A 16,931-nucleotide genomic window follows, 5' to 3' on the forward strand; every position below is an offset into this window, starting at 1 on the left:
ACCGGTCCGACGCGGCGACGGTGCAGGCGGCCTCGGCCATCCCCTGGATCCGGTTCGACCGTTCCGCCATCCCCGGGCTGGTGCGCGAGGGCAAGGTGGTGTTCGTCGACGTCACCGCCGACTGGTGCCTGACCTGCAAGGTCAACAAGCTGCTGGTGATCGACCGCGACCCGGTGGCCGCGGCCCTGGCCGAGCCCGGCGTGGCGCCGCTGCTGGCCGACTGGACCAATCCCGACCCGGCGATCGCCGACTACCTTGCGGCGCATGGCCGCTACGGCATACCGTTCAACGCCGTGTACGGGCCGGGGGCGCCGGACGGGATCCTGCTGCCGGAGCTCTTGAGCACCGACGTGGTCCTGGACGCCCTGAAGCAGGCGCGCGGCGCAAGTTCGTAACCCTTTGGCAAGGCTGGCCGGCTGCGGGCAGGCCTCACAGAACCTGGCGGAGAGAACCCATGACGATCAAGGTTGGCGACCGCATCCCCTCGGTCACGCTGAAGTATCTCGGCAAGGAGGGCATGGCCGAGGTCAAGACCGACGAGCTGCTGGCGGGCAAGACCGTGGCGCTGTTCGCGGTGCCGGGCGCCTTCACCCCGACCTGCTCGGCCAAGCACCTGCCGAGCTTCGTCAACAACGCCGAGGCGCTGAAGGCCAAGGGCATCGACCAGATCGTCTGCCTGTCGGTGAACGACCCGTTCGTGATGAAGGCCTGGGCCGACCGGAACGACGTGCCGTCGGAGACCGTGTTCATGCTGCCGGACGGCAACGCCACCCTGACCAAGGCGCTGGGGCTGGAGATGGACGGGTCGGGCTACGGCTTGGGCACGCGGTCGCAGCGCTTCGCCCTGATCGCCAAGGACGGCGTCGTCACCCATCTCGGCGTCGAGAAGCCGGGCGCCTTCGAGGTTTCGAGCGGCGAAGCCATCCTCGCGGCGCTGTAAGAGCCTCCCTTTCTGTCATCGCCGGGCTTGACCCGGCGATCCAGGGACCACCCGGATCGGCCTCGACATCTCTGGATGCCCGGGTCAAGCCCGGGCATGACAGAAATGGTGGAGTTTGTTTCCTACTCCATCTCGGTCGTGATCCGCAGGCCGAACTGCTCGAACCGTGCGATCGCCGCCTCGGGCGCGACCAGGGTCTCGGGCAAGGCCAGCCCGCCGGCCGGCAGCGGCAGTCCGTCGAGGCCGAGCACGCGCTCGGCGACAACCACGGCGCCCAGCGCCGTCATGTGGTCCACGCCCCTCGGGTCCGACACCAGGATCCGCCGCCGGGCCGGCCGCCCCGACCGCAGCACCCCCACGATCTCGATCACGCCCTCATGCGAGGCGCGGCCGCCGGCCCGGGTGCCGAGCGAGTCGGCCATGCCGAAGTCGAAGCGGATGTCCGGGGCGCCGGTGAGCGCCGCCAGGCTGGGCACGTCGAGCGTGGCCAGGGGCTGCACCGTCGCTTCTCCGTCAGCGAAGCGAAGGCCGCGGCCGTGCTCGTTGCCGTCGACCCAGGCCCATTGCCTGTCTCGGCGCAGCAGGGCGCGGGGGGAGAAGGCCTCGGCGTCGGCGGCGCTCATCGGACCGACTGCGTCGGCCATGTCGTAGAGGGCGGCCATGACGACCGAGTCGACCCGATCGAATTCCGCGATCGCCGGCCGGACCGCGAGGATCAGCACCCCGGCCGCCCAGTGGCCGGCCAGCACCACCGGCCGCCGCGGCGGGGCATGCAGCGCGGCGAACACCGCCGGCCCGGTCTCCTCCACCACCTTGGTGATGCCGATATGGGCGGCGCCCTGCGCCATGGCGGCCTGGATCAGCGCGTCGCCGCGGTCCTGCAGCGCCGCCATGATCAGGTCGACCGGCCCGAGATCGGCCAGCGCCGCGGCCGGGTCGGCGACGTCGAGCCGCAGGGTCGTCGCCCCGATCTCCCGCGCCAGTTCGGCGCCGGACTCCGGAGTCCGCCCGGCCAGGATGATCTCGAGATCCGGCGCCAGCCGGCGCAGGTAGCGGGCGGTAGTGCCGCCGACGGCACCATAGCCGCCGGCGATTAGGACTCGCTGAACCATGATGCTTCCTTCCCCAGGCCGCCGGCTGGCAGGCACGGCAGCATTATTACCAATAGTAACTTACTATTAGTAATATGGAGAGAGGAGAATGGGGTTCAAGCCGGTAGACCCGCCCCGTCCCACATTTGTCATTGCCGGGCTTGACCCGGCAATCCAGGGGCCACCCGGAGCGGCATCGACATGTCCTGGATCCCCGGGGTCAAGCCCGGGGATGACATGTAGGGAAGATCGCTCGGGGCGAACGCGACTTACGATGCCTCGGCGGGCGCCAGGCCGCGGCCGAATTCGCGCAGGCCCTTGCGGGCCAGTTCGTCCACCCGCTCGTTCTCGGCATGGCCGGCATGGCCGCGGGTCCATTCCCAGCGGATCTTGTGCGGCACCGTGGCGGCGTCGAGACGCTGCCACAGGTCGACATTCTTCACCGGCTTGCGGTCGGCGGTGACCCAGCCGCGGGCCTTCCAGCCCTTCATCCATGTCATCACGCCGTTGCGGACATACTGGCTGTCGGTGGTCAGCACCGCCTCGACCGGGCGCTTCATCGCCTCCAGCGCCTGGATGGCGGCCATCAGTTCCATCCGGTTGTTGGTGGTCAGGGTCTCGCCGCCATAGAGCTCGCGCTCGGTCTCGCCCATGCGCAGCAGCACGCCCCAGCCGCCGGGACCGGGATTGCCGCTGCAGGCGCCGTCGGTGAAGATCTCGACCTTCGGCAGCTTCAAGGGCTTCTTCGTCGTCGCGGCGATATCGGTCACGGGTCGATCCCATAGGCGGCCACGCTGGTGACCTGCTGGTGGAAGCGCAGCTTGCGCCAGTATTCGAGCGGGTCCTTCGGTTTCACGAAGGCGCCCGGCGGATGGTTCAGCCAGTCATAGAGCCGGGTCAGCAGGAAGCGCAGCGCATTGCCGCGCGCCAGGACCGGCAGGGCCGCGACCTCGGCCGGCGACAGCGGCCGCTCGGCGCGGTAGCCGGACAGCAGCAGCCGCGCCTTGGTGGCGTTGAAGGCGCCGTCCGGCTCGAAGCACCAGGCGTTCAGGCAGATCGACAGGTCATAGGCCAGCATGTCGGTGCAGGCGAAGTAGAAGTCGATCAGCCCGGACAGGCGGCCGTCGCGGAAGAACACGTTGTCCGGGAACAGGTCGGCATGGATCAGCCCGGCCGGCAGGTCCGCGGGCCAGCTGGCCTCGAGGAACTCCAGCTCGCGGGTGATGCCGTCAGCCAGGCCCGGCGTCACCGTGTCGGCGCGGCCGGCGCAATCGGCGACCAGCCGGCGCCAGCCGCCGAGCGACAGGTTGTTCGGCCGGGTCATCGGGAAATCGGCCCCGGCGGCGTGCATGCGGGCCAGCGCCGGGCCCAGGGCCTGGCAGTGCCAGGGCTGGATCCGCTTCGGCCACAGCCCGTCGAGGAAGGTGACGATCACCGCCGGCCGGCCGGCCAGGCGGCGCAGCGCCTGCCCGTCGCGGGCGGCGACCGGCTGCGGGCATTCGATGCCGCGTGCCGCCAGATGCTGCATCAGCCCGAGGAAGAAGGGCAGGTCGGCCTCGGCCACCCGCTTCTCGTACAGGGTGAGAATGTGCGGCCCGGCCGTGGTCACCAGCAGGTAGTTGGAGTTCTCGACGCCCTCGGCGATGCCCTTGAGCGAGAGCACGGTGCCGATGTCGTATTCCGCCACGAAGGCGGCGACATCCTCGTCGGTGACTTCGGTGTAAACGGCCATGGATCGCCCGGTGAAAGCGGCTGAGCCCGCCTTCATAGAGCGAGAGGGGACGGCTTGTCGAAGGAAGAGAGGGGACCGGCGCGGGATGCCGTCGTGCGCGGCAGGCCCGGCGCGGGCCGGTCAGACGGAAAGGGCGGCCGGGGAGATCCGCGGCCGCCCTTTCGCTGCAACCGGCAAGGCCGGGTCAGCGACCCGACTGCGGATAGGCGGGACCGTGCGGGTCCGCGCTCTGCAGCGCGCTCGGGCCGTGCTGCGAGTGGAAGCCGGTGCGCGCCTCGGCGGCGCCGGACGCGGCGGCAACGCCCAGGGCCAGCAGGGCGACGAGGCCGATCGGGCGGACGATCTTCACGAACGACATGATCTGTTCCTCTTGAACGAAGACCCGGCACCGCTCCCTCGGAGCGGCAACGCCGGATCGACAGGTATGGAACCGCAGGGCCGGTGCCGGAGCGTCGCCGTGACGGGACGTCCGCCGCTGTCCTGCTCTCCGGAATTGGGCATCGCCGCGATCGAAGTAAACTTTCATTAAGGAGAATTCATGGAGCTCATAATGAATTCATCATTACAGACTTAACAATCGATCAGCAGCGCCCGCGACTGGTGAACCGAGGTCGCTTGTTCCCTGTCATTACAGTGAGACGAAAAGGGGGGCGGCGACGCTGACTGTGCCCGCCGAGCTCAGCCCTTCGGCGGATAGGCGTGGCGGCAGCCGTTCGGGTCCTCGACGGTCCAGCCCCCGGCGTCGGAGCCGTCGAGATAGTCCGGCCCGACCGGCACCTTGCCGCGGCCGCCCGGAATGTCGAGCACATAGGTCGGCTGGGCTAGGCCGGACAGCCGGCCGCGCAGCGCCTTCATGATCCGGCGCCCGTCCTCGATCCCAGTGCGGAACTGCGCTGTGCCGGGGGCGAGATCGCCGTGATGCAGGTAATAGGGCTTGATCCGCAGGCGCACGAAGTCGCGGAACAGCTGCTCCAGCACCGCCGGGTCGTCGTTGACGCCGCGCAGCAGCACGGTCTGCGATACCAGCGCGATTCCGGCATCGGCCAGGCAGCGGATCGCGTCCCGCGCCGCAGGGGTCAGCTCGCGCGGATGGTTGCTGTGGATGGCGAGCCACACGGCGCTGTCCCTCGCCTGCAGCGCCGCCACCAGCTCGGGCGTCACCCGCTCCGGTTCCACCACAGGCACGCGGCTGTGCAGCCGGACGACGCCGAGATGCGGGATGGCATCGAGCCGCGCGACCACGTCGGCCAGGCGGCGCGGCGCCAGCATCAGCGGGTCGCCGCCCGTCAGGATCGCCTCCCACACCTGCGGCCGGGCGCGGATGTAGCCGATCGCGGCGGTGAGATCGTCCTCGCCCATCGCCTCGCCGCCGGGCCCGACCATCTCGCGCCGGAAGCAAAAGCGGCAATAGACAGGACAGGCGTGCAGCAGCTTCAGCAGCACCCGGTCGGGATAGCGGTGCACCAGCCCCCGGATCGGACTGTGCGCCCCGTCGCCGATCGGGTCGGCCAGCTCCTCCGGCTGCGTCTCCAGCTCGGCCGCGCCGGGCACGAACTGGCGCCCGATCGGGTCGTCGGGATTGGCCGGATCGACGAGATCCGCCATCGCCGGCGTCACCGCGATGGCGTAGCGCTGCGCCACGGCGTGCAGCTCCGCCAGGCGATCATGCCCGGCCAGGCCGGCCTCGACCAATGCCTCGGGGCTCCGCAGGCGCTGCGGCGGGAGATGTCCATCCTTGGGCATGATCAGGCGGGGCTGAGCTCGCGCGGCAGCTTGAAGGTGATGGTCTCAACCGTGACCGGCTCGGACTGGATGCTGACCGTGTAGCGCTTGTGCAGCTCGCTCATCACCTCCTCGACCAGCACCTCGGGCGCCGAGGCGCCGGCGGTGATGCCGAGGGTGCCGATGCCGTCGAACCACGACCAATCGAGATCGGCCGCGCGCTGCACCAGCATCGCCTTGTCGCAGCCGGCCCGGCGTGCGACCTCGACCAGCCGCACCGAGTTCGAGGAGTTCGGCGCGCCGATCACCAGCACCGCGTCGCAATGCGGCGCGATCTCCTTGATCGCCTCCTGCCGGTTGGTGGTGGCATAGCAGATGTCCTGCTTGTTCGGTGCCGAGATGGTGGGGAACTTGGCCTTCAGCGCGTCGACGATCTCGACCGTGTCGTCCAGCGACAGCGTGGTCTGGGTGGCGAAGGCGAGGTTGTCGGGGTCGTCGACCTCCAGCGTCGCCACATCCTCCACCGACTCGACCAGCCGCACCGCGCCGGGCGGCAGCTGGCCCATGGTGCCGATCACCTCCGGATGGCCGGCATGGCCGATCAGGATCACGGTATGGCCGGTGCGGAAATGGCGCTCGGCCTCGCGATGCACCTTGCTGACCAGCGGGCAGGTGGCGTCGAGATACAGGAGCTTGCGCCGCTCCGCCTCCGCCGGCACCGATTTCGGCACGCCATGGGCCGAGAACACGACCGGCGCGTCGTCCGGCACCTCGTCCAGCTCCTCGACGAAGACCGCGCCCTTGGCCTCCAGCGTCTCGACCACGAAGCGGTTGTGCACGATCTCGTGCCGGACATAGACCGGGGCGCCGTACTTCTCGATCGCCTTCTCGACGATCTGGATGGCGCGGTCGACGCCGGCGCAGAATCCGCGCGGCGAGGCCAGCATCACCGTCAAGGACGGCCGCGCGTCCCGCGCCTCCGCGCCTGCGCTTGTGCCAGCCTGTGCCATTTCCTATGGTCCTGAACCCGTTGTTGAATGGAGAGGGCGATGCCCGCCGAAGTCTCGCGCCGCGACCCTAATATAGGTGCTCTCTCAAGAAAAGCGCGGTACGGCGTCTCAGGGTGTCTCGCTTCGAGACGATTCTGGGCCGGCGCCCCCTTCCTGCTGCTCACGGGACTAGCAGCCTGTGGTGGCGAGAATGCGGCGCAGCAGGCCGGGTTGCGCTGTCCGCAGATCGTCATCCCGCAGGAGGCGGCGATCTATGATGTGGTGCGCAACAACAGCACCAGCCCGAAGGACGTGCTGGTCGAGGCGCGGATCACCAACACCCGCGGCGGCTGCAGCTATGCCGACAAGTCGGTGACGATGGACGTGAACGTCGAGTTCACCGCCTGGCGCGGCCCGGCCGCATGGCTGGAGAAGGACGTCCCGGCGCAGTACTTCGTCGCCGTGACCGACGCCCAGGACCGGATCCTGAACAAGGCCGTGTTCGACGTGAAGATCCCGGTGCCCAAGCTGCAGGTCACCCCGAGGGAGAGCATCCAGGAGCCGCTGGAGCAGGTGATCCCGGTGTCCAGCCCGCAGGAGGGCGGCTCCTATAAGATCATGATCGGCTTCCAGCTGTCGCCGCAGCAGCTCGAGTTCAACAAGCACCGCAACGACCCGCGGACGCCGGGCGCCGCGGCCCAGGCCGCCGGCCGCCGCACCATCGCCCCGGTGATCCCCGACCCGCGCGACCCGGACACCAGCCTGCCGCCCCAGTGACGGGCAGCAGTGACGGCGACGGAACGAGAAACGTCGCGGATTGACTTTTCCGGCGTGACGGACGAGTGTCCGCCTGCGCATTGATACGGCCTACGACCCTGGCGGGAGAGACCGGGACCGCGTGACAGCGGAACCGGCGCCGAAGGAGCAAACGCCCCGGAAACTCTCAGGCCAAAGGACCGTCAGGGTAAGGCACTCTGGAGAGCAGGCAGCGGCGCCCGTCGCGGCCTCACCGATGGGGTAAGCCGGACAGAGCTCCCGGCGATTCTCTCAGGTCCCAGACAGAGGGGGTGGCGCGCGGGAATGGTCCCGTACGCCTACCTTTTGTCGACGAGGACCCGGGACTGTGACCGATACCCCCCTTCAGCGCACCCCTTTGTTCGACCTGCATGTCGAGCTGGGCGGCAAGATGGTCCCCTTCGCCGGCTATGAGATGCCGGTGCAGTACCCGCTGGGCATCCTCAAGGAACACCTGCACACCAGGGCCGAGGCCGGGCTGTTCGATGTCAGCCATATGGGCCAGGCCTGGCTGGAGGCCGAGCCGGGGCAGGACGCGGCGGCGCTGATCGAGACGCTGCTTCCGGGCGACATCGCCGGGCTGGCGCCGGGCCGCATCCGCTACTCCCTGCTGCTGAACGACGAGGGCGGCATCCTCGACGACCTGATGGTCACCCGCACGGTCGACCCGGCGCGGCTGTTCCTGGTGGTCAACGCCGCCTGCAAGGACGCCGACTTCGCGCACATCGCCGCCAAGCTGGCCGGCCGCGCCCGGCTGGTGCGGCTGGACGACCGCGCCCTGATCGCGCTGCAGGGCCCGAAGGCCGCGGCGGTGCTGGCCCGCCACGCCTTCGGCGCCGACGACCTGGCCTTCATGGAATCCGGCACCTTCGCGCTCGACCGGGTGGAATGCATGATCAGCCGGTCCGGCTATACCGGCGAGGACGGGTTCGAGATCTCGGTCCCGGCCGAGGAGGCCGAGCGCGTCGCCCGGCTGCTGCTGGCCGAGCCGGAGGTGGCGCCGATCGGCCTGGGCGCCCGCGATTCGCTGCGGCTGGAGGCGGGCCTGTGCCTCTACGGCCACGACATCGACACCACGACGACTCCGGTCGAGGCCGGCCTGTCCTGGACCATCGGCAAGCGCCGCCGCGCCGAGGGCGGCTTCCCTGGCGCTGCGCGCATCCTGCAGCAACTGGCCGAGGGCCCGGCGCGCAAGCGCGTCGGCATCAGGCCCGAGGGCCGCGCCCCGGCCCGCGAGGGCACGCCGATCCTCTCATCCGACGGGCGCGAGATCGGCCGCATCACCTCCGGCGGCTTCGGCCCCTCGGTCAACGGCCCGGTCGCCATGGGATATGTCGAATCCGGCTTCGCCGCCCCCGGCGGTGCTGTCACCCTTCTGATCCGGGACAAGGGACATCCGGCCGCGGTGGCCGCGCTGCCCTTCGTCGCGCCGAACTTCCATCGCTGACCGAACCAGGGAGCCAGCACCATGAGCAACACCCCGAGCGACCTTCGCTATTCCGAGGACCATGAGTGGGTCCGCGTCGAGGCTGACGGAACCGCCACCGTCGGCATCACCGACCATGCGCAGGCCACGCTGGGCGACATCGTCTTCGTCGAGCTGCCCGAGGTCGGCCGGAAGGTGAGCGCCCACGACCCGGTCGGCGTGGTCGAATCGGTCAAGGCCGCGAGCGACATCTTCACCCCGGTGAGCGGCGAGATCGTCGCGGCCAACCAGGAGCTGGCCGACGGGCCGGAGACGGTCAACGAGGAGCCTTACGGCGACGGCTGGATCTTCAAGCTCAAGCTCTCCGACAAATCCGAGCTCGACAAGCTCCTCAGCCCCGACGCCTACGCCAAACTCATTGCCGAGTGACAAGCACCGATGCGTTATCTGCCCCTGACCGAAGCCGACCGCCGCGAGATGATCTCGGCGGTCGGTGCCGCCTCGATCGACGAGCTGTTCCGCGACGTGCCGCAGAGCGCGCGGCTGCCCGGCCCCCTGAAGGAGCTGCCGCCGCACCAGGGCGAACTGGAGGTGGAGCGTGCGCTGGGCGCCATGGCGGCCAAGAACGTGCCGGCCGGCACGGTGCCCTTCTTCTGCGGTGCCGGCGCCTATCGTCACCACGTGCCGGCCACGGTCGACCACCTGATCCAGCGCGGCGAGTTCCTGACCAGCTACACGCCGTACCAGCCCGAGGTCACCCAGGGCACGCTGCAGTACCTGTTCGAATTCCAGACCCAGGTCGCGCTCCTGACCGGGATGGAGGTCGCCAACGCCTCGATGTATGACGGCTCCACCGCCTGCGCCGAGGCCATCATGATGGCGAACCGGGTCACCCGGCGCAGCCGCGCGGTGATCTCCGGCGGGCTGCACCCGCAGTACCGCGACGTCTGCCGCACCCATGCCGACTTCACCGGCTTCACCCTGGACGAGGCGGTGCCCAACCCCGACGGGGTCGAGGACCTGGCGAGCCGGATCGACGACGCGACCTCCTGCGTCGTGGTCCAGAACCCGTCGGTGTTCGGCCATGTCCACGACCTGTCGGCCCTGGCCGAGGCCTGCCACGCCAAGGGCGCGCTGCTGGTCGTCGTGGTCACCGAGGTGGTGTCGCTGGGCCTGATGACCCCGCCGGGCGAGATGGGCGCCGACATCGTGGTCTGCGAGGGCCAGTCGATCGGCAACGCGCTGAACTTCGGCGGCCCCTATGTCGGCCTGTTCGCGACCCGCGAGAAGTTCCTGCGCCAGATGCCGGGCCGGCTGTGCGGCCAGACCGTCGACGCCGAGGGCAAGCGCGGCTATGTGCTGACCCTGTCGACCCGCGAGCAGCACATCCGCCGCGAGAAGGCGACCAGCAACATCTGCACCAACAGCGGCCTGTGCGCCCTGGCCTTCACCATCCACCTGTCGCTGCTGGGCGAAGCGGGCTTCACCAGGCTGGCGCGGATCAACCACGCTAAGGCCGTGACCCTGGCGGCCAAGCTGGCCAAGGTGCCGGGCGTGGCGGTGCTGAACGACAGCTTCTTCAACGAGATCACCATCCGCCTGCCGAAGCCGGCCGAGCCGGTGATCGACGCGCTGGCCAGGCGCAACATCCTGGGCGGCGTGCCGGTCAGCCGGATCTACGCCAACCGCCCGGCCTTCGCCGACCTGCTGCTGGTGGCGGTGACCGAGACCAACACCGAGGCCGATATCGACGCGCTGTGCGCCGGCCTGTCGGAGGTGCTGTGATGACTGAAGTCGCTACCTTCACCGGTAATCGCGGTCTGGACATCGAGGAGAAGCTGATCTTCGAGCAGGACACCCCGGGCCAATGCGGCGTCGACCTGCCGGAGCCGGCAACCGACGAGCTGCGCCTGGGCGGCGTCAAGCCGCGCGGCGGGGTCGGCCTGCCCGGCCTGGCCGAGCCGACGGTGATGCGCCACTACACCCGCCTGTCGCGGATGAACATGGCGATCGACACTGCGCTGTACCCGCTCGGCTCCTGCACGATGAAGCACAATCCCCGGCTCAACGAGCGGATGGCGCGGCTGCCCGGCTTCGCCGACATCCACCCGCTGCAGCCGGTCGCGACCGTGCAGGGCGCCCTGGAGCTGATCGACACGCTGGCGCATTGGCTGAAGACGCTGACCAACATGCCGGCCGTGGCCCTGTCCCCGGCCGCCGGCGCGCATGGCGAGCTGTGCGGCATGATGGCGATCCATGCCGCCCAGGAGGCCCGCGGCGAGGGCCATCGCCGGCGGGTGCTGGTGCCGGAATCGGCGCATGGCACCAATCCGGCGACGGCGGCCGCGATCGGCTACACCGTCGACGCCATCCCGGCGACGGCGGACGGCCATGTCGACCTGGACGCGCTGAAGGCCAAGCTGGGGCCGGACGTGGCGGCGATCATGCTGACCAACCCGAACACCTGCGGCCTGTTCGAGCGCGACATCGTCGAGATCGCGCGGGTGGTGCATGAGGCCGGCGCCTTCTTCTACTGCGACGGCGCCAACTTCAACGCCATCGTCGGCCGGGTGCGCCCGGGCGACCTGGGCGTCGACGCCATGCACATCAACCTGCACAAGACCTTCTCCACCCCGCATGGCGGCGGCGGCCCGGGCTCCGGCCCGGTGGTGCTGTCGGCGGCGCTGGCCCCCTACGCCCCGATCTCGGCCGTGGTGCATGACGCGAACGGCTTCCGCGTCGCCGAGCACAAGGGCCGCGACGGCGCGCCGGAGCACAGCTTCGGCCGGCTGAAGGCGTTCCACGGCCAGATGGGCATGTTCGTCCGCGCGCTCGCCTACATGATGAGCCACGGCGCCGACGGGCTGTGGCAGGTGGCCAGCGACGCGGTGCTGAACGCCAACTACGTCCAGGCCCGCCTCAAGGACGTGCTGACCCCGGCCTTCGAGAATGGCTATTGCATGCACGAGGCGCTGTTCGACGACCGGGCGCTGAAGGACACGGGCGTGACCACGCTCGACATCGCCAAGGCGATGATCGACGAGGGCTTCCACCCGATGACCATGTACTTCCCGCTGGTGGTGCACGGCGCCATGCTGATCGAGCCGACCGAGACCGAGAGCAAGGCCACGCTGGACCAGTTCATCGGCATGATGCGGTCGCTGGTGGAGAAGGCGAAGTCCGGCCAGGCGGAGTGGTTCAAGGGCGCGCCCTACCATGCCCCGCGCCGGCGCCTGGACGAGACCGGCGCCGCCCGCAAGCCGGTGCTGCGCTGGACGCCCGACGCCCCGCTGGCCCAGGCGGCGGAGTAATCTGACCATTACGTCTTCCTCTCCTGCCTCTATATCGAAGGCAGGGGAGGAAGATCTACGCCCGTTGGGCACATAGCGGATAAAGCTACTGCATCGAAGAAAAGCTAACACAAATCGGCCAGGATACCTTATTTACTCTCTCCGAGTTCAATTTTTCTATTTTTCTCGATAAACTTATTAACCAGATCTATGATAGAAAGACCGCCCATTACATAAGACACCACCCAACGCAGGCCTTCTGCGTCACTCTTTGGATCATACCACTTTAGATTACCATCTTTATCTTTAACAGTGGCTATCAATTGCTTTATTTGAGACGATATATCTTTTGGCTCCAGGTTATGAGCTATCGAGTTTCGAAGAGAGTTTATTTTCAATGCCATTTCCCAGATTTCGTCTGGGATTGGAACATGTATAAGTCCCCTGACAAGAGGAACCAACTGGGCGAATCGGAGCCTCGCCTTCTGCAGCCAAATAGGATCTGCAAAATGCACAGCAGCAATAGCGAACAAAATTTCTTCAATAATAAGGTGGCCCTTTAAAGTTACAAGCACCACATCATCTGAATTTGGAAGTAGGCTCATATATCTTTTAGATCTTTGCTCACCTTGCTCCGCAAGATGATCAAATTCTTTCTTGATATCCTCCATGGCCACCCCTCTGACCGTAGAAACGGTACATCTATGATATCAAGTATATTTTATACGAACTCCTTCTGTCTTCGAAAATCTTGGATCGCTAGGGCTTGACAAGCCATCGCCCATGAAATCTTGCCGGCATCGCGAAACCGTCTTCCAACCGCCGCCCGGGCATTGCATCATCGCCCCGCGCCGACATGCGCGACACGCCTGAGGGGGCGAGATGGGGGTACGATGGCTCGCAAGGCTGTGACCAGTGCGCAGGCGCAGGCCATCGGCCCCTATTCGCACGGCGTGGTCGGGCGCAGCGACCTGCTCTTCCTCTCCGGCCAGACCCCGATCGACCCCGCCACCGGCCGCCTGGTCGAGGGCGACGCCACGGTCCAGACCGAGCGCTGCCTGGCCAATCTGCGCCATGTGCTGGAGGCGGCGGACCTGACCTTCGACGCGGTGGTGAAGGTCAATGTGTTCCTGACCGACATGGCCGATTTCGCCGCCATGAACGCGGTCTATGAACGCCATTTCCGGGCGCCCTACCCGGCCCGCTCGACCATCGGCGTCGCCGCCCTGCCGCTCGGCGCCCGGGTCGAGATCGAGATGATCGCCGCGATGCCGCGGGAGTAGGCGGCGGGCTTCCCCCGTCGATGGGCAAGAGCGACCGCAGCCACGAAAGCGCGCGACATCTCCTCTTCGAGACCCTCTCGGCCCCAAATACCGTCATTGCGAGCGCAGCGAAGCAATCCAGGGGCCGGTGCGCACCGGCCCCTGGATTGCTTCGTCGGCTTCGCCTCCTCGCAATGACGATGAGGGATGGCCAGGACCGCTACTGCAAATACCCCCAGCGCTCCACCGCCGGTTCGGCGCTGGCCCATTTCCAGGTGTCGCCCTGGCGGCAGATGCTGCCGACGATGATGGTCCGGGTGGCCTTGGCGCCCTCGCTCTCCTCGATCGTCACCAGCACCTCCTTGCAGCTGGCGATCGGCGTCTCGATCGCACGGGTCACCTGGACCGCCCCGTTCTCGTCGGCATAGCCGAAGGGCAGGTCGTGCTCGACCCGCCACATCTGGGTGTCGCCCTCGCGCATCCGGCCGGCGACGCCGGCGATCACGTCCTGCTCGTCCTGGTGCAGGTCGCGCATCACGTATTTCACCCCGGCCGCGACCGCCGCCCGGGTGCCCATGCCGACGCTGTAGCCGACGATCGGATTGGCGGTGACCGCGCCCACCGTGCCGCCGGTGGCGATGCCGCTGACATCCGCCACCATGTTGGCGCAGCCGCCGAGCGGCATGGCCAGCACGGGCAGCAGGCGCAGCAGCCGGGGAAGACGGCGCCGCCGCCCGGTCACTGCAGCGATCCCCACCGCTCCGTGGCCGGCTCCGCCGAGGCCCATTTCCAGGTCTCGCCGTTCTGGCAGATGACGGCGACGTAGAAGGCCTTGTCCTTCTCCGCCTCGACCGAGAACACGATCTCCTTGCAGGCCAGGGGCGCCGCGCCGATCAGCCGGCTGACGGTGACGTCGCCCTGCTCGTCCGCCTCGATCGGCACGTCATGCGAGACGTCCCAGCGCGCCACCTGCCCCACCGCCAGGCCTCCGGCGACCGCGGCGATGCGGTCCTGCTCGGCCTGGTGCACCTTGCGCTCGCCATATTGCAGCCCGGCGCTGGCGGCGGAGCGGACGCCGAGGCCGATGCCGGTGGCCACCAGCGCATTCTTGGTGACGGCGCTGGCCGCCGCCGCGCCGCCGACACCGGCAAGATCCGCCGTGCCCTCATGCAGCAGGGAGCCGCAGCCGCCGAGCCCCAGCGTTGAAACCAGAAGGAGAGCGGCAATCGAGTGTCTGCACGTTCCGGCAGGCATTGCACCGTCTTGAGTCACGGTCTTCGGGCCGTCTGGCCGAATTGCGAATCACCGTAACATCAACTTGTTACAATTGTCGATGAAGGTAGAATCTCAATTGCTTCCATCCTTGGGAGCAATGCCCGCGGCGCCCCGGCTGGCGGCGCCCGGGCACCGTGCTATCGTGCCGCCGAGCCGGAAACCGGAGGAACGCCTTGTATCGTGTGATTGCGGCTGCCGCCTATGCCGAGGGGCGGCGGGTCGCCGATATCGCCCTGTCGGAGGGACGGGCCTGGTCGCAGAAGCCCGGTCATTTCGTCTGGATCGGCATCCGCAAGCCGAAGGAAGCCGAGCTGCGCGAACTGGCGGATCAGTTCGGGCTGCATCCCCTGGCGATCGAGGATGCGCTGAACGCGCATCAGCGGCCGAAGCTGGAGACCTATGGCGACGGCCTGTTCGTGGTGCTGCGCACCGCGCACAGGGAGATGGACACGACCGAGTTCGGCGAGACCCATGTCTTCATCGGCCCCGGCTATGTCATCTCGGTGCGGCACGGCCCATCCTCCTCCTACTCGACCGTGCGGGAGCGGGCCGAAGCCAATCCCTCGCTGCTGAAGCACGGCGAGGATTTCGTGCTGTATTCGATCCTCGATTTCGTGGTCGACAACTACACGCCGGTGGTGGAGGCGATCGAGACCGAGGTGACGGCGCTGGAGCAGCGGGTGCTGAGCGTGCCGCTGACCGCCGCCGACATCGAGCGCATCCACGCCCTGCGCCGCGAGCTGATGGTGATCCGCCGCACGGTCACGCCGGTGGCCGAGGTGTGCAAGCAGCTGGAGCACTCCGAATCGGAGTGCATCGACGAGGCGATGCACCCCTATTTCCGCGACGTCGCCGACCATGTGAAGCGGGTCAGCGACCATATCGACGCGCTGCGCGAGATCGTGACCCACACCTTCGAGGCCGGCCTCCTGCTGGAATCCTCGCGCCAGAACCAGGTGCAGCGGAAATTCGCCGCCTGGGCCGCGATCCTGGCGGTGCCGACGGCGATCGCCGGCATCTACGGCATGAACTTCGACAACATGCCGGAGCTGCGCCTGCCCTACGGCTACTACATGATTCTGGGTGTGATCGTCGGCCTGTGCGGCTTCCTGTACTGGCGGTTCAAGAAATGGGGCTGGCTGTAGGGGGCGGCCTGGCAGCTACTCCGCCCCGGGGATCGGCCCGCAATACCTGAATTCCCGGCGATCGAGAAAGATCGCCCCACCGCTCTCGGAATAGGTGTAGCGCCATCCCTCCTCGGCGTTTCCGCCATAGGAGCATTCGAGGTGTTTGCCCTGCTTCTGCCTGGACACCAGGAAGCACACCTCCGAGTTGTCGATGATCAGGCGGTCCGGATACGCCCCGCTATAGGCCAGCTTCTGGACATTGGCCGCGCGGCCGACCCAGGGCCGGATCAGGCTGCGGTCGATGGCGGTCGGCCCGGTGCGGCAGAGGGCCTCCGTCGGCGCGTAGAAGCCGTCCCTCAGATGCAGCCGCCCGCCAAACAACGCCAGCAGCGTCAGAAGCGCCGCCATCGCCGCCGCGGCACCGATCCACGCCAGGGACCGTCGCATCCCCCGCTCCCCCATTGCCCCCGACGGTCATAGCAGGGCCGCCCGGATCCGGGAATCCGCGCCAGCCCATCCCCTGCGAAGATCCGGGCCGCCCTCGCCTGCCGCCCGTTCCCCGCTTGCCACCGACCCGCGACTGCGGTTCAACAGCGGCATGACCGATCCCTTCGACACCGATGACATCGCGCCCGAGCCTGCGGCGGCCGATGCCGAGTGCCCGCGCTGCCTGAAGCCCACGGCGCTGTGCGTCTGCGATGACGTCGTGCCGATCGAGAACCGCATCGGCCTGCTGATCCTGCAGCACCCGCAGGAGCAGGCGAAGGAGCTGGGCACCGCCCGGCTGACCGCGCTGCACCTGACCAACGCCGTGTTCAGGATCGGCCTGTCCTGGCCCAGCCTGGCCGCGGCGCTGGGCCGGCCGGCCGACCCGAAGCGCTGGGCCGTGCTGTATCTCGGCTCGATGCGGCCGGAGGATTTCCCGCCCGGGCAGGAGCTGGTGGTGCTGGACCGGAAGGGCGCGCCGCTGCCGGAGCAGGAGGCGGCGCTGGAGGAGATCGAGGGCGTGGTGGTGCTGGACGGCACCTGGAGCCAGGCCAAGACGCTGTGGTGGCGCAACGCCTGGATGCTGAAGGGCCGGCGCATCGCGCTGAAGCCGCAGCGCCCGTCGCTGTACGGCAAGCTGCGGCGCGAGCCCCGGCGCGAGGCGCTGTCGACGCTGGAATCCTCGGCCTCCCTGCTGAGCCGGCTGGAGGGGCGGCCGGAGATCGAGACCGCGCTGCTCGCCAGCTTCGCCCGGATGCTCGACCGCTACCGCGCCACCCAGCCGGCCCGGCCGTCC

At 68.3% G+C, this 16,931-nt stretch carries 20 protein-coding genes and 2 riboswitches; of the genes, 10 read left to right on the forward strand and 10 right to left on the reverse strand.

Translation table 11 applies throughout. The features are described from left to right. Together P409_RS08425 and P409_RS08430 are read left to right on the forward strand one after the other, a co-directional pair. On the forward strand, window positions 1-395 hold a 395-nt coding region (locus P409_RS08425), incomplete at its 5' end, for a thioredoxin family protein (protein WP_034834238.1). 59 nt (window positions 396-454) lie between these two features. After that, window positions 455-940: a peroxiredoxin gene (locus P409_RS08430; RefSeq protein WP_034834241.1), complete on the forward strand. Its 486-nt coding sequence runs from the start codon at window positions 455-457 to the stop codon at window positions 938-940. A 122-nt stretch (window positions 941-1,062) separates the two neighbouring features. On the opposite strand, the gene P409_RS08435 is transcribed toward P409_RS08430, so the two are convergent. From P409_RS08435 to ispH, 6 genes are all read right to left on the reverse strand, one after another. Beyond that, the gene (locus P409_RS08435; protein ID WP_034834243.1) at window positions 1,063-2,052 is read right to left on the reverse strand and encodes a saccharopine dehydrogenase NADP-binding domain-containing protein; all 990 of its coding nucleotides are present in this window, start codon (window positions 2,050-2,052) and stop codon (window positions 1,063-1,065) included. A gap of 248 nt (window positions 2,053-2,300) precedes the next feature. Next, on the reverse strand, window positions 2,301-2,792 hold the full coding sequence (gene rnhA / locus P409_RS08440) for a ribonuclease HI (RefSeq protein ID WP_034834285.1): 492 nt from the start codon (window positions 2,790-2,792) through the stop codon (window positions 2,301-2,303). Between the two features lie 5 nt (window positions 2,793-2,797). Next, window positions 2,798-3,763, reverse strand: a complete 966-nt coding sequence (locus tag P409_RS08445; protein ID WP_034834246.1) for a homoserine kinase — start codon at window positions 3,761-3,763, stop codon at window positions 2,798-2,800. Window positions 3,764-3,947: 184 nt separating this feature from the next. Then, window positions 3,948-4,121 carry a hypothetical protein gene (locus tag P409_RS38785; protein ID WP_161790365.1) on the reverse strand — a complete coding sequence of 58 codons (174 nt, stop codon included), beginning with the start codon at window positions 4,119-4,121 and terminating at the stop codon, window positions 3,948-3,950. A gap of 320 nt (window positions 4,122-4,441) precedes the next feature. Next, entirely contained in the window at window positions 4,442-5,506 is a 1,065-nt protein-coding gene (locus P409_RS08450) for a lysine-2,3-aminomutase-like protein (RefSeq protein WP_034834248.1), read from the reverse strand. Between the two features lie 2 nt (window positions 5,507-5,508). After that, window positions 5,509-6,495: a 4-hydroxy-3-methylbut-2-enyl diphosphate reductase gene (gene ispH / locus P409_RS08455; protein WP_052120198.1), complete on the reverse strand. Its 987-nt coding sequence runs from the start codon at window positions 6,493-6,495 to the stop codon at window positions 5,509-5,511. Window positions 6,496-6,705: 210 nt separating this feature from the next. Here ispH and P409_RS08460 point away from each other — a divergent pair, with 210 nt between their 5' ends. The 5 genes from P409_RS08460 to gcvPB all read left to right on the forward strand — a co-directional run bounded on the left by P409_RS08460 (window position 6,706) and on the right by gcvPB (window position 12,006). After that, complete coding sequence (locus P409_RS08460) at window positions 6,706-7,251, forward strand: hypothetical protein (RefSeq protein WP_034834253.1); 546 nt, start codon at window positions 6,706-6,708, stop codon at window positions 7,249-7,251. A gap of 92 nt (window positions 7,252-7,343) precedes the next feature. Continuing rightward, window positions 7,344-7,443, forward strand: a riboswitch (glycine riboswitch). Between the two features lies 1 nt (window position 7,444). Beyond that, window positions 7,445-7,540, forward strand: a riboswitch (glycine riboswitch). Window positions 7,541-7,597: 57 nt separating this feature from the next. Further along, window positions 7,598-8,716 (forward strand): glycine cleavage system aminomethyltransferase GcvT, encoded by a 1,119-nt coding sequence (gene gcvT / locus P409_RS08465; protein ID WP_034834257.1) that lies wholly within the window; start codon window positions 7,598-7,600, stop codon window positions 8,714-8,716. A 21-nt stretch (window positions 8,717-8,737) separates the two neighbouring features. Further along, window positions 8,738-9,124, forward strand: coding sequence for a glycine cleavage system protein GcvH (gene gcvH / locus P409_RS08470; protein WP_034834260.1), 387 nt, complete (start codon window positions 8,738-8,740; stop codon window positions 9,122-9,124). A gap of 9 nt (window positions 9,125-9,133) precedes the next feature. Continuing rightward, window positions 9,134-10,480, forward strand: coding sequence for an aminomethyl-transferring glycine dehydrogenase subunit GcvPA (gene gcvPA / locus P409_RS08475; protein WP_034834263.1), 1,347 nt, complete (start codon window positions 9,134-9,136; stop codon window positions 10,478-10,480). Beyond that, entirely contained in the window at window positions 10,480-12,006 is a 1,527-nt protein-coding gene (gene gcvPB, locus P409_RS08480) for an aminomethyl-transferring glycine dehydrogenase subunit GcvPB (protein ID WP_052120199.1), read from the forward strand. The genes gcvPA and gcvPB overlap by 1 nt, the downstream gene beginning before the upstream one ends. Before the next feature lie 128 nt (window positions 12,007-12,134). Here gcvPB and P409_RS37850 read toward each other — a convergent pair whose 3' ends face one another. Continuing rightward, window positions 12,135-12,656: a hypothetical protein gene (locus P409_RS37850; protein WP_152613289.1), complete on the reverse strand. Its 522-nt coding sequence runs from the start codon at window positions 12,654-12,656 to the stop codon at window positions 12,135-12,137. 222 nt (window positions 12,657-12,878) lie between these two features. On the opposite strand from P409_RS37850, the gene P409_RS08485 reads away from it, so the two are divergent. Beyond that, window positions 12,879-13,268: a Rid family detoxifying hydrolase gene (locus tag P409_RS08485; RefSeq protein ID WP_034834269.1), complete on the forward strand. Its 390-nt coding sequence runs from the start codon at window positions 12,879-12,881 to the stop codon at window positions 13,266-13,268. Window positions 13,269-13,467: 199 nt separating this feature from the next. Here P409_RS08485 and P409_RS08490 read toward each other — a convergent pair whose 3' ends face one another. Together P409_RS08490 and P409_RS08495 are read right to left on the reverse strand one after the other, a co-directional pair. Next, window positions 13,468-13,989: a hypothetical protein gene (locus P409_RS08490; protein ID WP_052120201.1), complete on the reverse strand. Its 522-nt coding sequence runs from the start codon at window positions 13,987-13,989 to the stop codon at window positions 13,468-13,470. Further along, the gene (locus P409_RS08495; RefSeq protein ID WP_034834272.1) at window positions 13,986-14,501 is read right to left on the reverse strand and encodes a hypothetical protein; all 516 of its coding nucleotides are present in this window, start codon (window positions 14,499-14,501) and stop codon (window positions 13,986-13,988) included. Before P409_RS08495 ends, P409_RS08490 begins: the two co-directional genes overlap by 4 nt. A gap of 203 nt (window positions 14,502-14,704) precedes the next feature. On the opposite strand from P409_RS08495, the gene corA reads away from it, so the two are divergent. Beyond that, window positions 14,705-15,667: a magnesium/cobalt transporter CorA gene (corA, locus tag P409_RS08500; RefSeq protein WP_238578626.1), complete on the forward strand. Its 963-nt coding sequence runs from the start codon at window positions 14,705-14,707 to the stop codon at window positions 15,665-15,667. Window positions 15,668-15,682: 15 nt separating this feature from the next. Here the strand turns inward: corA and P409_RS08505 are convergent, their stop codons facing one another. After that, window positions 15,683-16,096, reverse strand: a complete 414-nt coding sequence (locus P409_RS08505) for a hypothetical protein (protein WP_034834279.1) — start codon at window positions 16,094-16,096, stop codon at window positions 15,683-15,685. A gap of 151 nt (window positions 16,097-16,247) precedes the next feature. Here P409_RS08505 and P409_RS08510 point away from each other — a divergent pair. After that, window positions 16,248-16,931, forward strand: a 684-nt coding sequence (locus P409_RS08510) for a tRNA-uridine aminocarboxypropyltransferase (RefSeq protein WP_034834282.1), incomplete at its 3' end; no start/stop codon positions are given.

Origin of the sequence: Inquilinus limosus MP06 (genome assembly GCF_000767795.1) — a bacterium.
Classification (GTDB): Bacteria; Pseudomonadota; Alphaproteobacteria; order DSM-16000; family Inquilinaceae; genus Inquilinus; species Inquilinus limosus_E.